Source organism: Enterobacter cloacae complex sp. IR5402 (assembly GCF_049238125.1).
GTDB lineage: Bacteria > Pseudomonadota > Gammaproteobacteria > Enterobacterales > Enterobacteriaceae > Enterobacter > Enterobacter hormaechei_C.
The window spans coordinates 381925-403917 of sequence record NZ_JBMKHO010000003.1 but is presented as its reverse complement, the minus strand read 5'-3'; the positions used below and the strand labels follow the sequence as shown (position 1 = coordinate 403917).

Genomic DNA, 21993 nt, shown 5'->3' with positions numbered 1-21993 from the left:
AAAAGGCCGCTTTACAGCGGCCAACCATGTCGAAACGGACATTTTTTTATACTTCAACGCGCCCCATACGGGGAGCAGAGAGGACTTACTTAATGATGGATTTCAGTGCTTCACCGATATCCGCCAGGCTGCGAACGGTTTTCACGCCTGCGGCTTCCAGTGCTGCGAATTTCTCATCAGCCGTACCTTTACCGCCTGCGATAATCGCGCCCGCGTGACCCATACGTTTGCCTTTCGGCGCGGTCACACCCGCGATGTAACCCACCACCGGCTTGGTCACATGATCTTTGATGTAAGCAGCCGCTTCTTCTTCCGCGCTACCACCGATCTCACCGATCATCACGATCGCTTCGGTCTGTGGATCTTCCTGGAACAGCTTCAGGATGTCGATGAAGTTAGAGCCCGGGATCGGGTCACCGCCGATGCCCACGCAGGTGGACTGGCCGAAACCGTAGTCGGTGGTCTGCTTAACCGCTTCATAGGTCAGGGTACCGGAACGGGACACAATGCCCACTTTGCCTGGGCGATGAATGTGGCCCGGCATGATGCCGATTTTGCATTCGCCCGGGGTGATAACGCCTGGGCAGTTCGGGCCGATCATGCGCACGCCTGCTTCGTCCAGCTTCACCTTCACGGTCAGCATATCCAGCGTCGGGATACCTTCGGTGATGGTGATGATCAGCTTAATGCCTGCGTCGATCGCTTCCAGAATGGAGTCTTTGCAGAACGGCGCCGGAACGTAGATCACGGTCGCGGTTGCGCCCGTCGCTTCTACGGCTTCACGCACGGTGTTGAACACCGGCAGGCCCAGATGCGTGGTGCCGCCTTTACCTGGCGTTACGCCGCCTACCATCTGCGTACCGTAGGCAATTGCCTGTTCGGAGTGGAAAGTCCCCTGGCTACCGGTGAAGCCCTGGCAGATAACCTTGGTATCTTTATTAATTAAAACGGACATTATTTCCCCTCCACTGCGGCAACAACCTGCTGAGCTGCATCCGTCAGACTTTTCGCTGCAATAATATTCAGGCCGCTGTCAGCCAGTTTTTTCGCGCCGAGTTCAGCGTTGTTCCCTTCCAGACGTACAACAACCGGAACGTTAACGCCCACTTCTTCTACCGCGCCGATGATACCGTCGGCGATCAGGTCGCAACGTACGATACCGCCGAAGATGTTCACCAGAACCGCTTTCACGTTGCTGTCAGAGAGAATGATTTTGAACGCTTCGGTTACGCGCTCTTTGGTTGCGCCACCGCCCACGTCGAGGAAGTTCGCTGGCTCACCGCCGTGCAGCTTAACGATGTCCATGGTGCCCATTGCCAGGCCCGCACCGTTAACCATGCAGCCGATGTTGCCATCCAGCGCCACGTAGTTCAGTTCCCACTGTGCAGCCTGCGCTTCACGCGGATCTTCCTGAGACTGGTCGCGCATTTCGCGCAGATCGGACTGGCGGAACAGCGCGTTGCCGTCAGCGCCCAGCTTGCCGTCGAGGCAGATCAGGTCGCCCTGGGTGGTGATCACCAGCGGGTTGATCTCGATCAGCGCCAGATCGCGCTCCAGGAAGATGGTCGCCAGACCCATGAAGATCTTGGTGAACTGCTGAACCAGCTTGCCTTCCAGACCCAGTTTGAACGCCAGCTCACGACCCTGGTAAGGCATTGGGCCCGCCAGCGGATCGATAGCCACTTTGTGGATCAGGTGCGGGGTCTCTTCCGCCACTTTTTCGATTTCCACACCGCCTTCGGTAGACGCCATGAACACCACGCGACGGGAGCTACGGTCTACGACTGCGCCGAGGTACAGTTCTTTCGCGATGTCGGTCGCCGCTTCAACCAGGATCTGGTTAACCGGCTGGCCGTTCGCATCTGTCTGGTAGGTTACCAGACGCTTGCCGAGCCAATGTTCAGCAAACGCACGGATCTCTTCTTTGCTCTTAACAACCTTCACACCGCCCGCTTTACCACGGCCACCAGCGTGAACCTGACATTTAACTACCCACGGGCCGGCACCGATTTTAGACGCGGCTTCTTCTGCTTCACGCGGGGTAGTACAGGCATAACCCACCGGAGCCGGTAAGCCATACCGGGCAAACAGCTGTTTGGCCTGATATTCATGTAAGTTCATGTGTTCTATCCATCCTTCAGGTAATCGTTAGGTAGTGCTTTTGTAGGCCCGGCAAGCAACGCGCCGCCGGGCAAGACTGCAAAAACTAGACGTCCAGCAGCAGACGCGTTGGATCTTCCAGCAGCTCTTTAATGGCAACCAGGAAGCCTACGGACTCGCGGCCGTCGATCAGGCGGTGATCGTAAGAGAGCGCCAGGTACATCATCGGCAGGATCTCCACTTTACCGTCTACCGCCATTGGACGATCTTTAATGGCGTGCATACCCAGGATCGCGCTCTGCGGCGGGTTGATGATCGGGGTAGACATCAGCGAGCCGAACACACCGCCGTTGGTAATGGTGAAGTTACCGCCGGTCAGGTCCTCAACGGTCAGCTTGCCGTCGCGGCCTTTCACGGCCAGCTCTTTGATTTTCTTCTCAATGTCAGCCATACCCAGGGTATCTACGTCACGCAGAACCGGGGTCACCAGGCCGCGTGGAGTAGAAACCGCCATGCTGACATCGAAGTAGTTGTGGTAAACCACGTCATCGCCATCGATAGACGCGTTCACTTCCGGGTAGCGTTTCAGCGCTTCAACTACCGCCTTCACGTAGAAGGACATAAAGCCCAGACGGATACCGTGACGTTTTTCAAACGCGTCACCGTACTGCTTGCGCAGGTCCATGATTGGTTTCATGTTGACTTCGTTGAAGGTAGTCAGCATCGCGGTGGAATTTTTCGCTTCCAGCAGACGCTCGGCCACGCGCTTACGCAGGCGGGTCATTGGCACGCGTTTTTCGCTACGTGCGCCCAGAGCTGGCTGTGCCGCTGGTGCTGCCGCAGGGGCTTTCGCTTCCGCTTTCGCCTCAGAAGGCGCTTTTGCCAGATGCTTGTCGATGTCTTCGCGCGTCAGACGGCCACCCACGCCGGTACCTTTGATGGCTGCCGGATCGAGGCTGTGCTCAGCCAGCAGGCGACGGATCGCCGGGCTGAGCGCGTCGTTGGTCTGATCGGACAGAGACGCCTGCTGGCGCTGGGCCGGGGTAGACGCTTTTTCTTCAGATTTGGCGCTGGACTCTTTGCCCGCACTATTGCCTTCACGCAGGCGCCCCAGGATCTGGCGAGAAGTGACGGTCGTACCTTCATCTTCCAGGACTGCATCCAGAATGCCATCCGCTGAAGCCGGTACTTCCAGTACCACTTTGTCAGTTTCGATTTCTACCAGCACTTCGTCACGGGTTACCGCGTCGCCTGGTTTTTTGTGCCAGGTGGCGACGGTTGCATCTGCTACGGACTCAGGCAGGTCGGGAACAAGAATATCTACGCTACTCATTATGTATCCTTTAATTAATCGACGTTCAGCGCGTCATTGACCAGATCTTGTTGCTGCTTCTGGTGAACGGACATATACCCTACCGCCGGAGAGGCGGAGGCCGGGCGACCTGCATAACGCAGGGCAGACCCAAATGGAATCACTTCACGGAAATGATGCTGGCTGCAATACCATGCGCCCTGGTTGAGCGGCTCTTCCTGGCACCAGACAAAATCATGAACGTGAGCGTACTGTTTCAGCACTTCCTGCATCGCCTGATGCGGGAACGGATAAAGCTGTTCGATACGCACGATGGCGACATCTTTCTGATCGTTCTTACGGCGCTGTTCCAGCAGGTCGTAATAAACCTTACCAGAACACATTACGACACGCTTAACGGCCTGCGGATCCAGCTCGTCAATTTCACCGATGGCCGGCAGGAAGGTGCCGTTTGCCAGCTCTTCCAGGCTGGAGACCGCCAGTGGATGGCGCAGCAGGGATTTTGGCGACATGACTACCAGCGGACGGCGCATACCGCGCAGCGCCTGACGACGCAGCATGTGGTAAACCTGAGCTGGGGTCGACGGCACGCAAACCTGCATGTTCTGCTCGGCGCAGAGTTGCAGATAACGCTCCAGACGCGCGGAGGAGTGCTCCGGCCCTTGTCCTTCATAGCCGTGCGGCAGCAGCATCACCAGACCGCACATACGGCCCCACTTCTGCTCACCGGAGGAGATGAACTGGTCGATAACCACCTGCGCACCGTTGGCGAAGTCACCGAACTGCGCTTCCCAGATTGTCAGGGTGCGGGGTTCTGCGGTGGCATAGCCGTATTCGAAGGCCAGAACCGCTTCTTCTGACAGCACGGAGTCCCAGACCTTGAACTGGCCCTGACCGTTATGCACGTGCTGAAGCGGAGTATACGTTGAACCGTTAGACTGGTTATGCACAACCGCGTGACGGTGGAAGAAGGTGCCACGACCCGCATCTTCACCGGACAGACGAACCGGAATACCTTCGTCAACCAGCGTCGCATAGGCCAGCGTTTCCGCCCCGCCCCAGTCGAACAGCTTCTCACCCGCCGCCATGGCCTGGCGATCGCCATAGATCTTGGCCACGCGGGACTGCATCTCGATCGCTTCCGGCACGGTGCTGATGCGTTTAGCCAGCTCCTGCAAACGCTTCATCTCAACCTTGTTCGGGTAGCTCTCGTCCCACTCGTGGTTGAGGTACGGCGACCAGGTAAAGGAGTGCATGTTCATTGGACGCAGCTCTTTGACCACGCATTCACCCGCGTCCAGCGCGTCGCGATAAAGATTGACCATTTCGGTCGCATCTTCAAGCGTCGCCACTTTTTCGCTTTCCAGCTTGTCAGCATAGATTTTACGCGGCGTCGGATGTTTTTTGATTTTCTGGTACATCAGCGGCTGGGTTGCACTTGGCTCATCCGCTTCGTTGTGGCCGTGACGGCGGTAGCAGAAGAGGTCAATGAACACGTCGCGCTTGAAGGTGTTACGGAAGTCCAGCGCCAGACGGGTAACGAAAGCAACGGCTTCAGGGTCATCCGCGTTAACGTGGAAAATTGGCGCCTGAACCATTTTACCGATGTCGGTGCAGTACGGGGTGGAACGCGCATCCAGCGGGTTAGAGGTGGTGAAGCCCACCTGGTTGTTGATTACGATGCGAACGGTACCGCCCACTTCATAACCACGCGCTTTCGACATGTTCAGGGTTTCCTGAACCACGCCCTGCCCTGTGACCGCCGCATCACCGTGAATGGTGATTGGCAGCACTTTATTGCTGCTCGGCTCGTCCAGACGATCCAGACGCGCACGCACGGAACCGATAACCACCGGGCTAACGATTTCCAGGTGCGACGGGTTAAATGCCAGCGCCAGGTGAACCTGACCGCCCTCGGTTTCGATATCCGACGAGAAGCCCATGTGGTACTTCACGTCACCGGTGCCGAGGTGCTCTTTATGTTTACCCGCAAATTCGTCGAACAGATCCTGCGGCTTTTTACCCAGCACGTTAACCAGCACGTTAAGGCGTCCACGGTGCGCCATGCCCAGCACCACTTCGCGCGTACCGCTCTTACCGGCATGACGAATCAGCTCTTTCAGCATCGGGACTAACGCATCGCCGCCCTCCAGTGAGAAGCGTTTTGCGCCAGGGAATTTTGCGCCCAGATAGCGCTCAAGGCCTTCCGCTGCGGTCAGTTCGCTGAGGAAACGTTTTTTCTCTTCTGCTGAGAAATTCGCGTGGCCTGCCACGGATTCGATACGCTGCTGGATCCAGCGTTTCTCTTCGGTGGAGGTAATGTGCATATATTCCGCGCCGATGGAGCCGCAGTAGGTTTGCTTGAGCGCGTCAATCAGATCGCCCAGCTTCATCGTGTCTTTGCCGATGGCAAAAGAACCTACGTTAAAGCTTTCCTGGAAATCGGCCTCGGTCAGATCGTGATAAGCCGGATCGAGATCCGCTACACGTTCCTGCTGCCACAGTCCCAGCGGATCGAGATTCGCATGCTGGTGACCACGGAAGCGATAAGCGTTGATAAGTTGCAGGACTTTTACCTGCTTCGCATTGGTGTCAGGGTCGGAAATCGCAGAAGAGTAACGTGAGGCATCCTTCGCCAGACGACGGAAATAATCACGTGTTTTTGAATGGAATTGATCCGGTTTGACCCCTGTACCAGGCAACTGCTGGAACATGGAACGCCAGTTTGCGTCCACTGAGTCAGGATCGGTTAAGAAGTCTTCATAGAGCTGTTCTATCCAGCTCTGGTTTGAACCAGAGAGGTAAGAAGAGTCCAGCCAGGCTTTCATTGCGCCGTTCTGCATCGTGATCCCTTAAGCATTTTTATGCTTACTTTCGCCGTAGAAACTACCACGCACACCACGTGTACGTGCCGGGGTTCACCTGCGAGCTCTTTTCATTTGGCCCGCGAAGGAACCTTTAGAAACTGTCTAAACTTCAGGGCAGTTTTTAAAGGTTTCTGCAATCTGTCCCCTCTCCCTTTGGGAGAGGGTTAGGGTGAGGGGAACAGCGCTCCCCTCTCACTACTTACGCACTGCGCTGCAACAACATCGACTTAATATGGCCGATGGCGCGCGTTGGGTTCAGCCCCTTAGGACACACACTGACGCAGTTCATGATGCTATGGCAGCGGAATACGCTGAAAGCGTCACTTAGCCCTTCCAGACGATTCTCGGTTTCGGTATCGCGGCTGTCGATCAGGAAGCGATAGGCAGCCAGCAGACCCGCAGGGCCGATAAATTTATCCGGATTCCACCAGAACGACGGGCATGACGTTGAACAGCATGCACAGAGAATACACTCGTACAACCCATCGAGTTTTTCACGCTGCTCAGGAGACTGTAAGTGCTCGCGAGCGGGTGGATTTTGCCCATTATTCAATAAGTAAGGCTTAATCTTCTCATATTGTGCATAGAATTGCCCCATGTCCACCACCAAATCACGCACGACCGGCAGGCCAGGCAGAGGACGGATAACAATTTTCTGGCCAGGGCGGTTTAGCGCAGAAATTGGCGTGATGCAGGCCAGGCCATTTTTGCCGTTCATGTTCACACCGTCAGAACCACACACCCCTTCACGGCAGGAGCGGCGGAACGACAGCGTAGGATCTTTCTCTTTCAGCTGGATTAAGGCATCCAGCAGCATCATGTCGCGACCTTCTTCCGCTTCGAGGGTGTAATCCTGCATACGCGGAGCATCGTCTACATCCGGGTTATAACGATAAACTGAGAATTCGAGTTTCATTATCCTGTCTCCGCATTAGTAAGTACGAATCTTCGGCGGGAACGCCGGACGCAGTTTCGGTTCCATATTAACGCTACGACGCGTCATGGTTTCCGACTCTGGCAGATACAGGGAATGGCACAGCCAGTTTTCGTCATCACGATCCGGGAAGTCGAAGCGGCTATGGGCGCCACGGCTTTCGGTACGGAAGTTTGCCGACATCGCAGTGGCGAACGCGGTTTCCATCAGGTTATCCAGCTCAAGGCACTCAACGCGCTGGGTGTTGAACTCGCTGGAGGTATCGTCCAGACGGGCATTCTTCAGACGCTCGCGAATCGCTTTCAGCTGCTCAAGCCCTTTGGCCATCGCGTCACCTTCACGGAATACCGAGAAGTTGTGCTGCATACACTCTTGCAGCGCTTTACGAATTTCCACCGGATCTTCGCCGTTACGGTTGCCGTTCCAGCGGTTGAGGCGCTCAAGAGAGGCATCGATTTCGTCGTCGGTCGCATCACGCAGCGCGCCCTGCTCGGCAATAGATTCCTGGAGATGCAGCCCCACCGCACGACCAAATACCACCAGGTCCAGCAGGGAGTTGCCGCCCAGACGGTTTGCGCCGTGCACGGATACGCAGGCTATTTCGCCTACCGCGAACAGGCCTGGGATGACCACGTCTTCGCCCTGCTCGTTCACGGTCAGCGCCTGACCGGTCACTTTGGTCGGAATACCGCCCATCATGTAGTGACAGGTTGGGATAACCGGAATTGGCTCTTTCACCGGGTCGACGTGCGCGAAGGTGCGGGACAGCTCCAGAATGCCCGGCAGACGGGATTCCAGCACTTCTTTACCCAGATGGTCGAGTTTCAGCTTCGCGTGTGGACCCCAAGGGCCGTCACAGCCGCGGCCTTCACGAATTTCGATCATGATGGAACGCGCCACCACGTCACGGCCCGCCAGGTCTTTCGCGTTTGGCGCATAACGCTCCATGAAGCGCTCGCCATGTTTGTTCAGCAGGTAGCCACCTTCACCACGGCAGCCTTCTGTCACCAGTACGCCCGCCCCGGCGATACCGGTTGGGTGGAACTGCCACATCTCCATGTCCTGCACCGGCACGCCCGCGCGGATAGCCATACCGACACCATCACCGGTGTTGATGTGGGCGTTGGTGGTGGACTGGTAAATACGGCCTGCACCGCCGGTCGCCAGCACCGTAGCGCGGGCTTTGAAGTAGACCACTTCACCAGTTTCGATGCACAGGGCGGTACAACCCACCACGGCGCCATCGGCGTTTTTCACCAGATCCAGCGCATACCACTCGGAGAAGATGGTGGTGTGGTTTTTCAGGTTCTGCTGATATAACGTGTGCAGCAGCGCGTGGCCGGTACGGTCAGCCGCCGCTGCGGTACGTGCCGCCTGCTCGCCGCCGAAGTTTTTCGACTGGCCGCCAAACGGACGCTGATAGATGGTGCCATTTTCCAGACGGGAGAACGGCAGACCCATGTGGTCCAGCTCCAGAATCGCTTCCGGGCCGGTTTTACACATATATTCGATGGCATCCTGGTCACCGATGTAATCGGAACCTTTTACCGTATCGTACATGTGCCATTCCCAGTTATCTTCATGGGAATTACCCAGCGCAACGGTGATACCGCCCTGCGCAGACACTGTGTGGGAACGGGTCGGGAATACTTTAGAGAGCAGCGCACAGGTCTGGCCGCTCTGGGAAATTTGCAGTGCGGCGCGCATACCTGCGCCACCCGCACCAATCACAACAGCATCAAATTCTCTGACTGGCAGTTTCATTACACACCCCACACCACAACAAATCCATAAATGACGTAAACCAGCAGAGCAACAACAATAATCAGTTGCAGCGGAAGGCGAATCGCCAGCGGTTTAACGTAATCGGTCAACACCTGCCACATGCCAATCCAGGCATGAATAAGGATGGAGAACAGGGCCAGCAGGGTGAACACTTTGGTGAAGGCCGATCCGAAGAAACCACTCCAGATTTCCCACGTCAGCGTCCCGCTGGTCGCGAAGAAACCGATCATATAGATGATGTAAAGGGTGAGAACGATGGCGGTAGCACGGACCAGGATGAAGTCATGTACGCCGTTGCGTCCTAATGCGGAGGCGTTGCTTACCATACGAGAACTCCTGCGAGAAGTGAAAGCACGACAGTGATCACAAATGAAATGTTAGCGGTACGTTTACCGGCCTCGAACGTCTCTTCCAGGTAGCCAAAGTCCATCAGCATATGGCGAACGCCACCAACCACGTGATAGGCCAGCGCGGTCAGAATGCCCCACATGATAAATTTCACGAAGAAGCTGTTCATGATGGCTGAGGCCTGGAGGAATCCTTCAGGGGATGAGAGGCTGGTTCCCAGTAACCACAGCAAGATACCGACCGCCACAAACGTAATCACACCAGAAACACGGTGCAGAATGGACGCTATTGCTGTTACAGGGAATCGGATCGTTTTGAGATCCAGATTGACAGGTCTTTGTTTTTTCACATTTCTTATCATGAATAACGCCCACATGCTGTTCTTATTGTTTCCTTCCTCCGGACTGCGATGCGGGTCAGACAGCGTTCCTTTTCTATAACTGCGCGTCATGCAAAACATTGCTTCCAAATGCTAAAACGACACGTTACAACGCTGGGTGGCTCGGGATTGCAGGGTGTTCCGGAGACCTGGCGGCAGTATAGGCCGTTCACAAAATCATTACAATTAACCTACATACAGTTTGTTGGGTTTTCTCTGGAACAGTGATCGGGGTCACGATAACAACATCTTTTTAAATTTTAATCATCTGATTTGACAAATGTTAAACAATATTGTTACAAACGTCATCAGAAAAGGCATATAATGCGCAAAAGTTATGAGGTCTCTCTTTCACCTGACAAATAGTTATGTAACAGTGTGATGGTATTGACCGAAGTTATCAGGACAGTTATTAGTGATATACAGGTTTGAATAATTCGGACTGCAAAAACGCTGATTTGCTGTTGTTTCACTGATATTTCATTCGTTTACCTGCAAGGCGCCATAGCTCTGTACCCTGGTTTCTCCTCGTGAGCTGAGCGGTAAGCCAAATAACAATCTGGTAACGATGATTAACAGCTGAAAGCAAATCCGGTAAAGCGCAGTCTTAAGCATAAGGCGCTAAGGAGACCGTAAATGGCTGATACAAAGGCAAAACTCACCCTAAATGGTGATGATGCTATTGAACTGGATGTGCTAAAAGGCACGCTCGGTCAGGATGTTATTGATATCCGTACGCTGGGTTCCAAAGGGGTATTCACCTTTGACCCTGGATTCACCTCCACCGCATCTTGCGAATCCAAAATCACCTACATTGACGGTGACGAAGGTATCCTGCTCCATCGCGGCTTCCCCATCGATCAGTTAGCCACCGAATCCAACTATCTGGAAGTGTGCTACATCCTGCTGAACGGCGAAAAACCGACGCAGGCTCAATACGATGAATTTAAAACCACCGTGACCCGTCACACCATGATCCATGAGCAGATTACCCGTCTGTTCCATGCGTTCCGTCGTGACTCTCATCCGATGGCGGTTATGTGCGGTATTACCGGTGCGCTGGCGGCGTTCTACCACGATTCTCTGGACGTGAATAACCCACGTCACCGTGATATTGCGGCGTTCCGTCTGCTCTCCAAAATGCCTACCATGGCGGCGATGTGTTACAAATACTCTATCGGTCAGCCGTTTGTGTATCCACGCAACGACCTCTCCTACGCGGGTAACTTCCTGCGCATGATGTTCTCCACGCCGTGCGAAGAGTATGAAGTGAACCCGGTGCTGGAACGCGCAATGGACCGTATTCTGATCCTGCACGCTGACCACGAACAGAACGCCTCGACCTCTACCGTCCGTACCGCAGGCTCTTCCGGCGCGAACCCGTTCGCCTGTATCGCTGCGGGTATCGCCTCCCTATGGGGACCGGCGCACGGCGGCGCGAACGAAGCAGCACTGAAGATGCTGGAAGAGATCAGCTCCGTTGAGCATATTCCTGAGTTCGTGCGCCGCGCGAAAGACAAGAATGACTCCTTCCGTCTGATGGGCTTCGGTCATCGTGTTTACAAAAACTACGACCCTCGCGCGACCGTCATGCGTGAGACCTGCCACGAAGTGCTGAAAGAGCTGGGCACCAAAGATGATCTGCTGGAAGTGGCGATGGAGCTGGAACACATCGCGCTGAACGACCCGTACTTCATCGAGAAGAAACTCTACCCGAACGTCGATTTCTACTCTGGCATTATTCTGAAAGCGATGGGCATTCCGTCTTCCATGTTCACCGTGATCTTCGCCATGGCGCGTACCGTGGGCTGGATTGCGCACTGGAACGAAATGCACAGCGAAGGCATGAAAATCGCCCGTCCTCGTCAGCTGTATACCGGCTACGAGCAGCGTGATTTTAAGTCTGACCTGAAGCGCTAAAAGTTAAGCCCGGTGGCGCTACCGCTTACCGGGCCTACAAATGCGAAACATAGGCCGGGTAAGGCGTAGCCGCCACCCGGCTTTTTTATTTTTGACAATGTGGACACCAGTAAAAGGGTCTCGAAGAGAGCATAATCCTGTCGATAATCCCGCCGCACCGCTCACACTTTTTACCCGCCCGATGAAACACCTTGAAGCGAAACAACGCCCCGTGATGCTTGTTCTCATCCACCATGCCGCGCGTGTTGTACGACAGCCGCGGGATGTCCAGCAGCGCGTGGGACAGCGCCTCCAGCTGTTCATCGCTCAGCTGAGAAGCTTTGTGCTGCGGTGCCAGCCCGACTTCCCAGAGGATCTCCACCCTCAGGTAGTTTCCCAGCCCCGCCAGAAATGCCTGATCGAGCAACAGCCCGGAAAACTGCCGGTTGCGGAATGTGGGCGATAGCAGTCGGGCCTTCACATCGCTCGCCGTCAGGCGCATATCCAGCACGTCCGGCCCAACCCGCTGTAAGAACGGGTGCGTGAGCAACTGCTCCGGCGTTAACATTTCGATATCAGAAGCGCTGTAGAGCAGGATCGCCTTATCCGCCGTTTGTAGCCGCACGCGCAGCACGCGGGTCGTTTGCGGCTGCTCGTCCGCTTCCACCACCCGCCAGACGCCGTAAAGCTGATTATGGCTGTATAACGTCAGGTTATGGGAAAAGTGGGTGAGTAACGCTTTGCCGCGCGTTTCAATGTGGGTCACCGTCTGTCCCACCAGCTGCGCTTCAAACGGTTTGAGTTGAGGAAAGGCAAACCAGACGTGTGTCAGAGGTTTGCCCTTTATCGCCGCCTCCAGGCTATCCGCCGCGCGGCGGATCTCCGGACCTTCTGGCATGTTATTGTCCTTTCATGATTATTCTGCGCTGACAACAATGCCCTCTTCCGAGAACGCCGCCCGCAGACGTCGCGCAAACTGGAGCGCATGCTCGCCGTCACCGTGTAAGCACACCGTATCAGCCTGAACGTTTGCCGTTGTACCCTCCGTTGAGGTTACTCGCCCGAAGCGCACCATCTCCAGCGTCTGCGCCAACGCTTTACCTTCGTCGGTGATCAGCGCACCGGCCTGCGTGCGCGGAACCAGGCTGCCGTCCGGCAGGTATCCCCGATCGGCAAACACTTCCTGCCGCGTGCTCAGCCCCAGCCGTTCGCCGGCACGGATAAGCTCGCTGCCCGCCAGGCCAACCAGAATCAGACGCGGATTGCAGTCCCGTACCGCGCGGGCAATGGCATCTGCCAGCGCCGGATCTTTCGCCGCCTGGTTATAGAGCATGCCGTGCGGCTTGACGTGGCGCAACACGCCATTCTCAGCGCGCACTATCGCCTCCAGCGCGCCGATCTGGTAGAGCATTTGCGCGTAAACCGTCTCAGGCGGCAGATCCATCGCCGTGCGGCCAAAGTTTTCCCGGTCCGGAAAGCTGGGGTGAGCGCCTATCGCCACGCCGTTTTTCATGGCATTGCGCACGCTCGCCAGCATGGTCTGCGCATCGCCGGCATGAAACCCGCAGGCGATATTCACCGAGGAGACCAGCGTCATCAGCGCCGCATCGGCGCTGCTGCCCTCTCCCAGATCGGCGTTTAAATCAATCTTTACCATCGAGCCTCCACGCCAGCTGTTCGAGATAACGCTGCTGATCCTGCCGGGCTTTCAGTGCCTCCTCCAGCGAACACTGCACAAAATGAATTGGCTGACCGAGAGGAATTTGCGCCAGATGGTAGCGATCGGCATCGATAATGCAGGCAATACGCGGATATCCTCCCGTGGTTTGCGCATCGTTCATCAGTACGATGGGCTGTCCGTTGCCTGGCACTTGAATCACCCCCGGCAACAGACCATGGGAAAGCAGCTCCCGGTCAGTCGTGCGGGTCAGCGGCTGTCCCTGAAGCCGGTAACCCATGCGGTTACTCTGCGGGCTGATCTTCCACGGCGAGCGCCAGAAAGACTCTTTCGCGGCTTCATCAAACTCCTGGTATTCCGGTCCTGGTAAGGCGCGGATCACGTTCCCCCACAGCAGCTGTTTCACGCCCTGCGTGGTGGTGAAATGGCGCGTTGAGGTCTTTATTCGCAGACGATCGCCGTCGCGCAGCAGCCGTCCTTCATGGCCGCCCATTCCCGCTTTCTGGTCGGTGCTGGATGAGCCCAGCACCTCCGGCACGTCGATCCCCCCCGCTACCGCAAGATAGCTACGCACGCCGTGCAGAGGACGCTTGAGCGTCAGACGCTGCCCGGCCTTCGCCCGCAGGCGCCAGCCGGTCCACACCGCTTTGCCGTCCAGCGTTGCGTCACAGCCCGCGCCGGTTAAGGCAAACCAGGTTTCCTGACCAAACTCAATCACGCACTGACCCAGCGTAATTTCTAACGCCGCCGTGCTGCCTGCGTTACCTACCAGCAGGTTGGCAATCTCCAGCGAGGGACGATCAAGCGCACCGCAGTAGCTCACGCCCGACTGACGCAGCCCAAAACGCCCGGCATCCTGTACCGAGGTGTAAAGCCCTGCGCGAATAAGCGTTAACATACTCCCTCCTTCTGCGGGATAAAGCGCAGCGTATCCCCCGGACGCAGGAGTATGGGCGCGTCCTGGCCTGGTTCGAATAACGGCGTGGACGTGTGCCCAATCAGCTGCCAGCCTCCCGGTGAAGCGAGCGGATAAATTCCCGTTTGCTCGCCACCAATCGCCACGCTGCCCGCCGGTACGCTCAGGCGCGGCTCAGCCCGGCGCGGCGTATGCAGCTGGGGCGATAACCCGCCCAGATAAGGGAAACCCGGCTGAAATCCCAAAAACCAGACAACATAGTCGACTGAGCTATGCAGCTCCACAACCTGCTTCTCCGTTAATCCACAGTGCTCGGCCACCACGCCAAGGTCGGGGCCTCCCTTGCCGCCATAGACAACCGGGATCTCAATCGTGCGCGATTCCGGCTCCAGCGCCTCGCTCTCCTCCCACCAGCGTTGCAGACGCTCAATGGCATCCAGCGCCCCCGTATGCGGATCACGCAGCACCACGGTGATATTATTCATACCCGGAATAGCTTCAACCACGCCGGGTAGCTCGGGCAGTCGCTGAGCCAGACGCCAGATACGCTTTTGCGTGGCAAGCGTCACCGGAGGCTCAAGTTCCAGAACCACTGCGGTTTCACCCAGAAGATAACAACGCGCTCGCTGCACTTAACTACCTCTCATCAGGCCGGATTAGGGATATCAATAAACGTCACATCCAGATCGGTATTTTCCGTCAGCCACTCGCTGAGGGCGCGGATGCCGCCACGCTCGGTGGCGTGATGGCCCGCCGCGTAAAAATGCAGGCCTTGTTCACGGGCTGAGTGAATGGTCTGCTCGGAGACTTCGCCGGTAATGAAGGCGTCGACACCAAAACGCGCCGCGCTGTCAATAAAGCCCTGGCCGCCGCCGGTGCACCATGCCACGCGCTTCACGGTATCCGGCCCGGTGTCGCCGCACCACAGCGGACGACGCCCCAGGCGCGCTTCGATCCACGAGGCCAGCTCCAGACCCGGAACCGGCATCGACAGTTCGCCCCACGGCACCAGGGGTTCAATTTCACCCATCACGGTAATCCCCAGCAGTTGCGCAAGCTGAACGTTGTTCCCCAGCTCAGGATGCGCATCGAGCGGCAGGTGATAGCCGTACAGGTTGATGTCATTCGCCAGCAGCGTTTTGAGTCGGTTGCGCTTCATGCCGCGAATAATCGGTGATTCGTTTTTCCAGAAATAACCGTGGTGGACAATCACCGCATCGGCTTCCTGACGCACCGCCTCATCCAGCAGCGCCTGGCTTGCCGTCACGCCGGTGATGATTTTTTGCACCGTCTCGCGCCCCTCCACCTGCAAGCCATTCGGGCCGTAGTCGCTAAACGAAGCCGTGTTGAGTTTTTCGTTAATCAGGCGTTCCAGTTCACTGTTTTTCATCATCATTCTCTCAAACTTTTCGGGCGGCTTCGTACGCCGCCAGCGTGGCGACGCGCGCCTGTTTATGGTCGACAATGGGACGGGGATAGTTCAGGGTAACACGCTGTTTATCCGCCCATACCCAGGGTTCATGAATGGCTTTGGCCGGGACATCCTTAAGCTCAGGCAGCCAGCGGCGGATAAACTCGCCGTCGGCGTCAAATCGTTGTCCCTGCGTGGTCGGATTGAAGATCCGAAAATAGGGAGCCGCATCCGTTCCGGTGGAGGCCGCCCACTGCCAGCCGCCGTTATTCGCCGCCAGATCGCCATCGATCAGCTGAGAGATAAAATAACGCTCTCCGGTTCGCCAGTCGATAAGCAGATCCTTCACCAGGAAGCTGGCGGTAATCATACGCAGACGGTTATGCATCCACCCGGTTTCATTGAGCTGCCGCATAGCCGCATCAACAATCGGAAAGCCGGTAAGCCCATGCTGCCATGCCTTAAGCAGATTCTCATTCGACTGCCACTGTACCTGTTCGGTCCAACGAATAAAGGGCCGATGTTTACACAAATCAGGATGATACGTCATCAGATGGCGATAGAACTCACGCCAGATCAGTTCGTTCAGCCACACTGCGCCCGCCCCCCCGTCTAACGCCTGAGGCTGTTCCGCCAGCAGGCGATGTAAACACTGGCGCGGAGAGAGCGCGCCCAGCGCTAGACAGGCCGACAAGCGGCTGGTGCCTTCAATCGCTGGAAAATCCCGACGCGCCTCGTACTCAACCGCCCCCTGCGCGCAGAACTGACGCAACCGGGCGATAGCCGCTTTCTCGCTGGCGGGGAACACTGTTTCATCGAACGACTGCTGGGGATAATTCAGCCTGATCGCCGGCAGATCCGTTATCGTTTCCCCTCTCACGGACGGGGCGGTAACGCACTCAGGTAGTCCCTCTTTCAGGCGTTTGATAAAGGCATTTTTAAACGGCGTGAAAACTTTATACATCTCGTGACTGCCGGTCATTACGCTGCCAGGCGCGAGCATCACGCTGTCATCAAAGCCTTCACAGACCACGCCCGCGAGGGATTTCTCCAGCTGACGATCCCGCTGCTGCTCGTTGAATTCATACTGATAGTTGTAATAAAGATGCGTTACTGCGTACTGCTGGCAGATTGCCTGCACCGTCTGACGCTGAGCGGCAAAATCATGGGCCTCTTTATAGATCAGCGGAATGCCTTTTTCGGCCAGTGAATGTTGCAGGTCATTCAGATACGCGCTGAGCAGTGCCGCTTGCCGGGGCGCCATGTCATGCTGCCGCCACTGTTCAGGCGTGGCGATAAACAGGGCCAGCACATTCGCGTCTTTAGCGCGGCAGGCCGCCGCGAGAGCGAAGTTGTCGTGAATGCGTATATCCGCGCGAAACCAAACCAGATGGGTGGGCATAAAACTCCTGGCAATTGTCCATTATGTCCGTAAGGGCATGCCGTAAAAGGAAAAAGGCATGCATTGAACTACTTTGCCATGAAGTGTAGACGGGATGAAATAAAAAAGGCCGCCCGAGGCGGCCTTAACGCTACTTGTCCTGCACTATCGGGGTAAAGGCAATAAACACATCCGGTTTATCACTCTTTACAACGAGTGCGCTGGCGACAATGAACGCAATGCATAAATAGCGTTTCACTATGCGGTCCCTGCTGCTAACCGCTCCACCTATCACCACCGGTGATAAATCGGTGGACACAAGCCCGGGTAGGCGGGCCGCTTTACGGCTATGGATACACCTTTCCCAGGACCGATGCCCATTTGCGAGATGGCGGAAAGGGACGTGGCATCATAATTAACACCAACGCCAAAAGTAAGTTATTTCAGTAAAATTAGGAATTTATAAAGGTGAAGTGGATTGCGAACTTTTTAAAGAAGGGTATGATAAAAATCCCGGGTAGGGGCTGCAAGATTACCCAACGGACCGCGAATCCCGAGGGACAAAAAAACCGCCACTTTGCTGTAGGCGGTTTTTTTATGGCTAAGATGTCACACCGTATCAGTAGAAATCGCAGGTTGCTTTCTCGGCCTGATCCATCCACACCGGCTTCTCGCTGGTTTTCGCCCAGACGCGATGCAGGTAACTGTAGAAACGTGCGCGATCTTTCCAGAACAGCATCACCGGCAGGGCCAGCACGCCAGCCACAACGGCGAAAGTGCGACGCATGAAAATGATATGAGCCGGAAACTCTTTATAAAGATCCATATTTTTCTCCCCTGTAGTTGGCCGGAAACCGTCTCCGGAAAATGTGAAATCTGTGACCTGGTTAAAATAATACCGCTTTGTTTGTAATTTTACTACTCATCCGACCACTTATTTTCATCCATTTCGTGAATATTTACATTCATGCCTGTAATTAAGTTACAAAAAAGTTAACGATTTACTTACCAATAGTTAAATTGTGGCTTTTCCCTTTTTTATACTTTTTTTACACCTGCCCTTCTGATTTTTGCGAAATCTTTGCGCCACAAATCCTACCGTTTGTACAACAACAAAAGTCACCCGGAGGTGGAGTGTGAGTGCAGGTCTGATTGCCGGCATCGTGCTGGTGTTCCTGTTATTGGGTTATCTGATTTATGCCCTGATTAATGCGGAGGCATTCTGATGGCTGCTCAGGCGTTTTTGCTTATTGCCAGCTTTTTACTGGTACTGTTTGTGCTCGCCAGGCCGCTGGGAACAGCGCTGGCGCGGCTGATAAACAACGTGCGATTGCCGGGCACGCGAAATATTGAAAATGTGCTCTGGCGCATTTCAGGTATCAGCGACCGGGAAATGAACTGGCGCCAATACCTGATGGCGATACTGCTTCTGAATATCGTGGGGCTTATTGCCCTCTTTACGCTGCTAATACTCCAGGGCAGTCTGCCGTTGAACCCGCAGCATTTACCGGGGTTATCCTGGCATCTGGCGCTGAACACGGCGGTCAGCTTTGTCACCAACACCAACTGGCAGTCTTACGCCGGTGAAACCACGCTCAGCTACTTCAGCCAGATGGCCGGGTTAACCGTGCAGAACTTTCTTTCTGCGGCCAGCGGTATCGCGGTGATCTTCGCCCTGACGCGCGCGTTTGCCCGTCAGAATGTCAGCACTCTCGGCAACGCCTGGGTTGATGTCACACGCATCACCCTTTGGATCCTGGTGCCTGTTGCGCTGATTATTGCCCTGTTCTTTATTCAGCAAGGCACTCTGCAAAACCTGCTGCCTTATACCCCTTTCACCTCGCTTGAAGGGGCCAGGGAACTCCTGCCAATGGGGCCGGTGGCGTCGCAGGAAGCAATCAAGATGCTGGGCACCAATGGGGGCGGCTTCTTCAACGCCAATTCATCGCACCCGTTTGAAAACCCAACGGCGTTAACCAATTTTGTACAGATGCTGGCAATCTTCCTGATCCCCACCGCGCTCTGCTTCGCCTTTGGCGATGTAGTTAACGATCGCCGCCAGGGCCGTACGCTGCTGTGGGCCATGTCGTTAATCTTCGTGGTCTGCGTAGCACTGGTGATGTGGGCCGAATGGTACGGCAACAGCCACTTTATGCAGCTGGGGGCTAACAGCAATATCAACCTGGAAGGCAAAGAGAGCCGCTTCGGCATTCTTGCCAGCAGTCTCTATGCGGTGGTCACCACGGCGGCCTCCTGCGGGGCGGTGAACGCCATGCATGACTCTTTCACCGCGCTTGGCGGCATGATCCCGATGTGGCTGATGCAGATTGGCGAGGTAGTCTTCGGTGGGGTCGGTTCGGGGCTGTACGGCATGCTGTTGTTCGTTCTGCTCGCCGTGTTTATCGCCGGGCTGATGATCGGCCGCACGCCGGAATATCTCGGCAAAAAAATCGACGTCCGCGAAATGAAATTAACCGCGCTGGCAATCCTGGTCACCCCCACCCTTGTGCTGCTCGGTACCGCCCTGGCGCTGATGACCGACGTCGGGCGCAGCGGCATCTTTAACCCGGGCATTCACGGCTTTAGCGAAGTGCTTTACGCCGTTTCGTCTGCCGCAAACAACAACGGCAGCGCCTTTGCAGGGTTAAGCGCCAACTCACCGTTCTGGAACTGTCTGCTGGCGTTCTGCATGTTCGTCGGTCGTTTCGGCGTGATTATTCCCGTCATGGCGATCGCCGGAACACTGGTGAATAAGAAGATCCAGCCGACCACCACCGGTACGTTACCGACTCACGGCGCGCTGTTCGTCGGCCTGCTGATTGGCACCGTTCTGCTGGTAGGTGCCCTGACCTTTATCCCCGCCCTCGCGTTAGGCCCGGTTGCGGAATATCTCTCTTTACGCTGATTTTGCGGAGAATTTGTCATGAGTCGTAAACAACTGGCCCTGCTCGAACCGACCTTAGTTCGTCAGGCCCTCATGGATGCGGTAAAAAAACTGAGCCCGCGCGTCCAGTGGCACAACCCGGTGATGTTTATTGTCTGGACTGGAAGTTTACTCACCACCGTACTGGCGATTGCCATGGGAACGGGACACCTTTTGGGGAATGCAACCTTTACCGGCGCCATCAGCCTGTGGCTGTGGTTTACCGTGCTGTTCGCCAACTTCGCCGAAGCGCTGGCGGAAGGCCGCAGTAAAGCGCAGGCCAACAGTCTGAAAGGGGTCAAAAAAACCGCCTTTGCGCGCAAATTACGCGAACCTAAATACGGCTCGCACATGGACCACGTACCGGCGGATGAACTGCGTAAAGGTGACGTGGTGCTGGTGGAAGCCGGCGACATCATCCCCTGCGACGGGGAAGTGATTGAGGGCGGCGCGTCGGTAGACGAAAGCGCCATTACCGGGGAATCCGCACCGGTGATCCGTGAGTCGGGCGGAGATTTCGCCTCAGTTACCGGCGGAACGCGCATTCTTTCCGACTGGCTGGTGATCCAGTGCAGCGTTAACCCGGGCGAAACCTTTCTCGACCGGATGATCGCCATGGTGGAAGGCGCACAGCGTCGTAAAACGCCGAACGAGATCGCCCTGACCATTCTGCTGGTGGCGCTCACCATTGTCTTCCTGCTGGCAACGGCGACCCTGTGGCCCTTCTCCGCCTACGGCGGTACAGCGGTCAGCATCACCGTACTGATCGCCCTGCTGGTCTGTCTGATCCCCACCACTATTGGTGGCCTGCTTTCCGCGATTGGCGTGGCGGGGATGAGCCGGATGCTGGGCGCGAACGTCATCGCCACCAGCGGACGCGCCGTTGAAGCGGCGGGGGACGTAGACGTTCTGCTGCTGGATAAAACCGGGACCATCACCCTGGGCAATCGTCAGGCCTCTGACTTTTTACCTGCTCCCGGCGTGGATGAAAAAACGCTGGCTGACGCGGCGCAGCTTTCCTCGCTGGCTGATGAAACGCCGGAAGGCCGCAGTATCGTGATCCTCGCCAAGCAGCGCTTTAACCTGCGCCAGCGCGACGTACAAAGCCTGCACGCCACGTTCGTTCCCTTCACGGCGCAAACCCGCATGAGCGGCATTAACATTCAGGACCGGATGATCCGTAAAGGGTCCGTTGATGCCATTCGCCGTCATATTGAAGCCAATAATGGACACTTCCCCTCGGAAGTCGACCATCTGGTGGAAAGCGTGGCGCGTCAGGGGGCAACCCCGCTGGTGGTGGCGGAAGGTGCAAGCGTTCTGGGGGTGATCGCTCTGAAGGATATCGTTAAAGGCGGTATAAAAGAGCGTTTCGCCCAGATGCGTAAGATGGGCATTAAAACGGTGATGATCACCGGGGATAACCGTCTGACTGCGGCGGCCATTGCCGCCGAAGCGGGCGTGGATGATTTCCTTTCCGAAGCGACGCCGGAAGCAAAGCTGGCGCTCATTCGCCAGTATCAGGCGGAAGGTCGTCTGGTGGCGATGACCGGCGACGGCACCAACGACGCCCCGGCGCTGGCGCAGGCCGACGTGGCGGTGGCAATGAACTCCGGTACCCAGGCGGCAAAAGAGGCGGGCAACATGGTGGATCTCGACTCGAACCCGACCAAGCTGATCGAGGTGGTGCACATCGGGAAGCAGATGCTGATGACGCGCGGCTCGCTGACCACGTTCAGTATCGCCAACGACGTAGCGAAGTATTTCGCCATCATTCCGGCGGCGTTTGCGGCAACCTACCCGCAGCTAAATGCCCTGAACGTGATGCACCTGCACTCTCCGGCCTCGGCCATTCTGAGCGCGGTGATCTTCAACGCGCTGATTATTGTCTTTCTTATTCCGCTGGCGCTGAAAGGGGTGAGCTATAAGCCGCTGACGGCCGCCGCCATGCTGCGCCGTAACCTGTGGATTTACGGTCTGGGTGGGCTGGTGGTGCCCTTTATTGGGATCAAGGTTATCGACATGTTGCTAACGCTGTTCGGGCTGGTTTAAAAGGTGGATCC

The 21993-nt window shown here is 56.2% G+C and carries 19 protein-coding genes; 4 read left to right on the top strand and 15 right to left on the bottom strand.

Annotated features, from left to right (window positions below):
- Positions 1–85 precede the first annotated feature (85 nt).
- The 8 genes from sucD to sdhC form a co-directional block, all read right to left on the bottom strand.
- Positions 86–955 carry a succinate--CoA ligase subunit alpha gene (gene sucD, locus ACOTXL_RS08195; protein ID WP_003858609.1) on the bottom strand — a complete coding sequence of 290 codons (870 nt, stop codon included), beginning with the start codon at positions 953–955 and terminating at the stop codon, positions 86–88.
- A complete protein-coding gene (gene sucC, locus ACOTXL_RS08190; protein WP_003858611.1) occupies positions 955–2121 on the bottom strand; it encodes an ADP-forming succinate--CoA ligase subunit beta in 1167 nt (388 codons plus the stop codon). The genes sucD and sucC overlap by 1 nt, the downstream gene beginning before the upstream one ends.
- An 85-nt stretch (positions 2122–2206) precedes the next feature.
- Complete coding sequence (gene odhB, locus ACOTXL_RS08185; RefSeq protein ID WP_003858613.1) at positions 2207–3433, bottom strand: 2-oxoglutarate dehydrogenase complex dihydrolipoyllysine-residue succinyltransferase; 1227 nt, start codon at positions 3431–3433, stop codon at positions 2207–2209.
- A 14-nt stretch (positions 3434–3447) separates the two neighbouring features.
- Positions 3448–6255, bottom strand: a complete 2808-nt coding sequence (gene sucA, locus ACOTXL_RS08180; RefSeq protein ID WP_003858615.1) for a 2-oxoglutarate dehydrogenase E1 component — start codon at positions 6253–6255, stop codon at positions 3448–3450.
- Positions 6256–6478: 223 nt separating this feature from the next.
- The gene (gene sdhB, locus ACOTXL_RS08175; RefSeq protein ID WP_003858617.1) at positions 6479–7195 is read right to left on the bottom strand and encodes a succinate dehydrogenase iron-sulfur subunit SdhB; all 717 of its coding nucleotides are present in this window, start codon (positions 7193–7195) and stop codon (positions 6479–6481) included.
- 15 nt (positions 7196–7210) lie between these two features.
- Positions 7211–8977: a succinate dehydrogenase flavoprotein subunit gene (gene sdhA, locus ACOTXL_RS08170; protein WP_003858619.1), complete on the bottom strand. Its 1767-nt coding sequence runs from the start codon at positions 8975–8977 to the stop codon at positions 7211–7213.
- Complete coding sequence (gene sdhD / locus ACOTXL_RS08165) at positions 8977–9324, bottom strand: succinate dehydrogenase membrane anchor subunit (protein ID WP_003858621.1); 348 nt, start codon at positions 9322–9324, stop codon at positions 8977–8979. Before sdhD ends, sdhA begins: the two co-directional genes overlap by 1 nt.
- A complete protein-coding gene (sdhC, locus tag ACOTXL_RS08160; RefSeq protein WP_026080740.1) occupies positions 9318–9722 on the bottom strand; it encodes a succinate dehydrogenase cytochrome b556 subunit in 405 nt (134 codons plus the stop codon). The genes sdhD and sdhC overlap by 7 nt, the downstream gene beginning before the upstream one ends.
- Positions 9723–10361: 639 nt before the next feature.
- Here sdhC and ACOTXL_RS08155 point away from each other — a divergent pair.
- Positions 10362–11645: a citrate synthase gene (locus ACOTXL_RS08155; protein ID WP_003858624.1), complete on the top strand. Its 1284-nt coding sequence runs from the start codon at positions 10362–10364 to the stop codon at positions 11643–11645.
- Positions 11646–11730: 85 nt separating this feature from the next.
- Here ACOTXL_RS08155 and nei read toward each other — a convergent pair whose 3' ends face one another.
- The 7 genes from nei to ACOTXL_RS08120 form a co-directional block, all read right to left on the bottom strand.
- Entirely contained in the window at positions 11731–12522 is a 792-nt protein-coding gene (gene nei / locus ACOTXL_RS08150) for an endonuclease VIII (RefSeq protein ID WP_032657606.1), read from the bottom strand.
- 18 nt (positions 12523–12540) lie between these two features.
- The gene (gene pxpA / locus ACOTXL_RS08145) at positions 12541–13281 is read right to left on the bottom strand and encodes a 5-oxoprolinase subunit PxpA (RefSeq protein ID WP_045350542.1); all 741 of its coding nucleotides are present in this window, start codon (positions 13279–13281) and stop codon (positions 12541–12543) included.
- A complete protein-coding gene (gene pxpC, locus ACOTXL_RS08140) occupies positions 13268–14200 on the bottom strand; it encodes a 5-oxoprolinase subunit PxpC (protein WP_032657603.1) in 933 nt (310 codons plus the stop codon). Before pxpC ends, pxpA begins: the two co-directional genes overlap by 14 nt.
- A complete protein-coding gene (pxpB, locus tag ACOTXL_RS08135) occupies positions 14194–14850 on the bottom strand; it encodes a 5-oxoprolinase subunit PxpB (protein ID WP_003858633.1) in 657 nt (218 codons plus the stop codon). The genes pxpC and pxpB overlap by 7 nt, the downstream gene beginning before the upstream one ends.
- Positions 14851–14864: 14 nt before the next feature.
- Positions 14865–15608 carry a type 2 GTP cyclohydrolase I gene (locus tag ACOTXL_RS08130; protein WP_003858635.1) on the bottom strand — a complete coding sequence of 248 codons (744 nt, stop codon included), beginning with the start codon at positions 15606–15608 and terminating at the stop codon, positions 14865–14867.
- Between the two features lie 10 nt (positions 15609–15618).
- Positions 15619–17031 carry a deoxyribodipyrimidine photo-lyase gene (gene phrB, locus ACOTXL_RS08125; RefSeq protein WP_045350543.1) on the bottom strand — a complete coding sequence of 471 codons (1413 nt, stop codon included), beginning with the start codon at positions 17029–17031 and terminating at the stop codon, positions 15619–15621.
- A gap of 598 nt (positions 17032–17629) precedes the next feature.
- The gene (locus tag ACOTXL_RS08120) at positions 17630–17836 is read right to left on the bottom strand and encodes a YbfA family protein (protein ID WP_003858637.1); all 207 of its coding nucleotides are present in this window, start codon (positions 17834–17836) and stop codon (positions 17630–17632) included.
- Between the two features lie 310 nt (positions 17837–18146).
- Between ACOTXL_RS08120 and kdpF the strand changes: the two genes are divergently transcribed.
- Genes kdpF through kdpB form a run of 3 tightly spaced genes read left to right on the top strand, consistent with a single transcriptional unit; the run spans position 18147 to position 21982 of the window.
- Complete coding sequence (gene kdpF, locus ACOTXL_RS08115) at positions 18147–18236, top strand: K(+)-transporting ATPase subunit F (RefSeq protein ID WP_003858638.1); 90 nt, start codon at positions 18147–18149, stop codon at positions 18234–18236.
- Positions 18236–19915, top strand: a complete 1680-nt coding sequence (kdpA, locus tag ACOTXL_RS08110; RefSeq protein ID WP_045350544.1) for a potassium-transporting ATPase subunit KdpA — start codon at positions 18236–18238, stop codon at positions 19913–19915. Before kdpF ends, kdpA begins: the two co-directional genes overlap by 1 nt.
- An 18-nt stretch (positions 19916–19933) precedes the next feature.
- Positions 19934–21982 (top strand): potassium-transporting ATPase subunit KdpB, encoded by a 2049-nt coding sequence (gene kdpB, locus ACOTXL_RS08105; protein WP_045350545.1) that lies wholly within the window; start codon positions 19934–19936, stop codon positions 21980–21982.
- Positions 21983–21993 lie beyond the last annotated feature (11 nt).

Excerpts from the sequence above, each read along its gene's own strand:
- ACOTXL_RS08130 (WP_003858635.1), bottom strand. The coding sequence starts at position 15,608 with ATGAAAAACAGTGAACTGGAACGCCTGATTAACGAAAAACTCAACACG.
- kdpB (WP_045350545.1), top strand. The coding sequence starts at position 19,934 with ATGAGTCGTAAACAACTGGCCCTGCTCGAACCGACCTTAGTTCGTCAG.
- sdhA (WP_003858619.1), bottom strand. The coding sequence starts at position 8,977 with ATGAAACTGCCAGTCAGAGAATTTGATGCTGTTGTGATTGGTGCGGGT.
- pxpC (WP_032657603.1), bottom strand. The coding sequence starts at position 14,200 with ATGTTAACGCTTATTCGCGCAGGGCTTTACACCTCGGTACAGGATGCC.
- sucA (WP_003858615.1), bottom strand. The coding sequence starts at position 6,255 with ATGCAGAACGGCGCAATGAAAGCCTGGCTGGACTCTTCTTACCTCTCT.
- sdhB (WP_003858617.1), bottom strand. The coding sequence starts at position 7,195 with ATGAAACTCGAATTCTCAGTTTATCGTTATAACCCGGATGTAGACGAT.
- sucC (WP_003858611.1), bottom strand. The coding sequence starts at position 2,121 with ATGAACTTACATGAATATCAGGCCAAACAGCTGTTTGCCCGGTATGGC.
- ACOTXL_RS08155 (WP_003858624.1), top strand. The coding sequence starts at position 10,362 with ATGGCTGATACAAAGGCAAAACTCACCCTAAATGGTGATGATGCTATT.
- sucD (WP_003858609.1), bottom strand. The coding sequence starts at position 955 with ATGTCCGTTTTAATTAATAAAGATACCAAGGTTATCTGCCAGGGCTTC.
- ACOTXL_RS08120 (WP_003858637.1), bottom strand. The coding sequence starts at position 17,836 with ATGGATCTTTATAAAGAGTTTCCGGCTCATATCATTTTCATGCGTCGC.
- phrB (WP_045350543.1), bottom strand. The coding sequence starts at position 17,031 with ATGCCCACCCATCTGGTTTGGTTTCGCGCGGATATACGCATTCACGAC.
- pxpA (WP_045350542.1), bottom strand. The coding sequence starts at position 13,281 with ATGGTAAAGATTGATTTAAACGCCGATCTGGGAGAGGGCAGCAGCGCC.
- kdpA (WP_045350544.1), top strand. The coding sequence starts at position 18,236 with ATGGCTGCTCAGGCGTTTTTGCTTATTGCCAGCTTTTTACTGGTACTG.
- sdhC (WP_026080740.1), bottom strand. The coding sequence starts at position 9,722 with ATGTGGGCGTTATTCATGATAAGAAATGTGAAAAAACAAAGACCTGTC.
- sdhD (WP_003858621.1), bottom strand. The coding sequence starts at position 9,324 with ATGGTAAGCAACGCCTCCGCATTAGGACGCAACGGCGTACATGACTTC.
- nei (WP_032657606.1), bottom strand. The coding sequence starts at position 12,522 with ATGCCAGAAGGTCCGGAGATCCGCCGCGCGGCGGATAGCCTGGAGGCG.
- odhB (WP_003858613.1), bottom strand. The coding sequence starts at position 3,433 with ATGAGTAGCGTAGATATTCTTGTTCCCGACCTGCCTGAGTCCGTAGCA.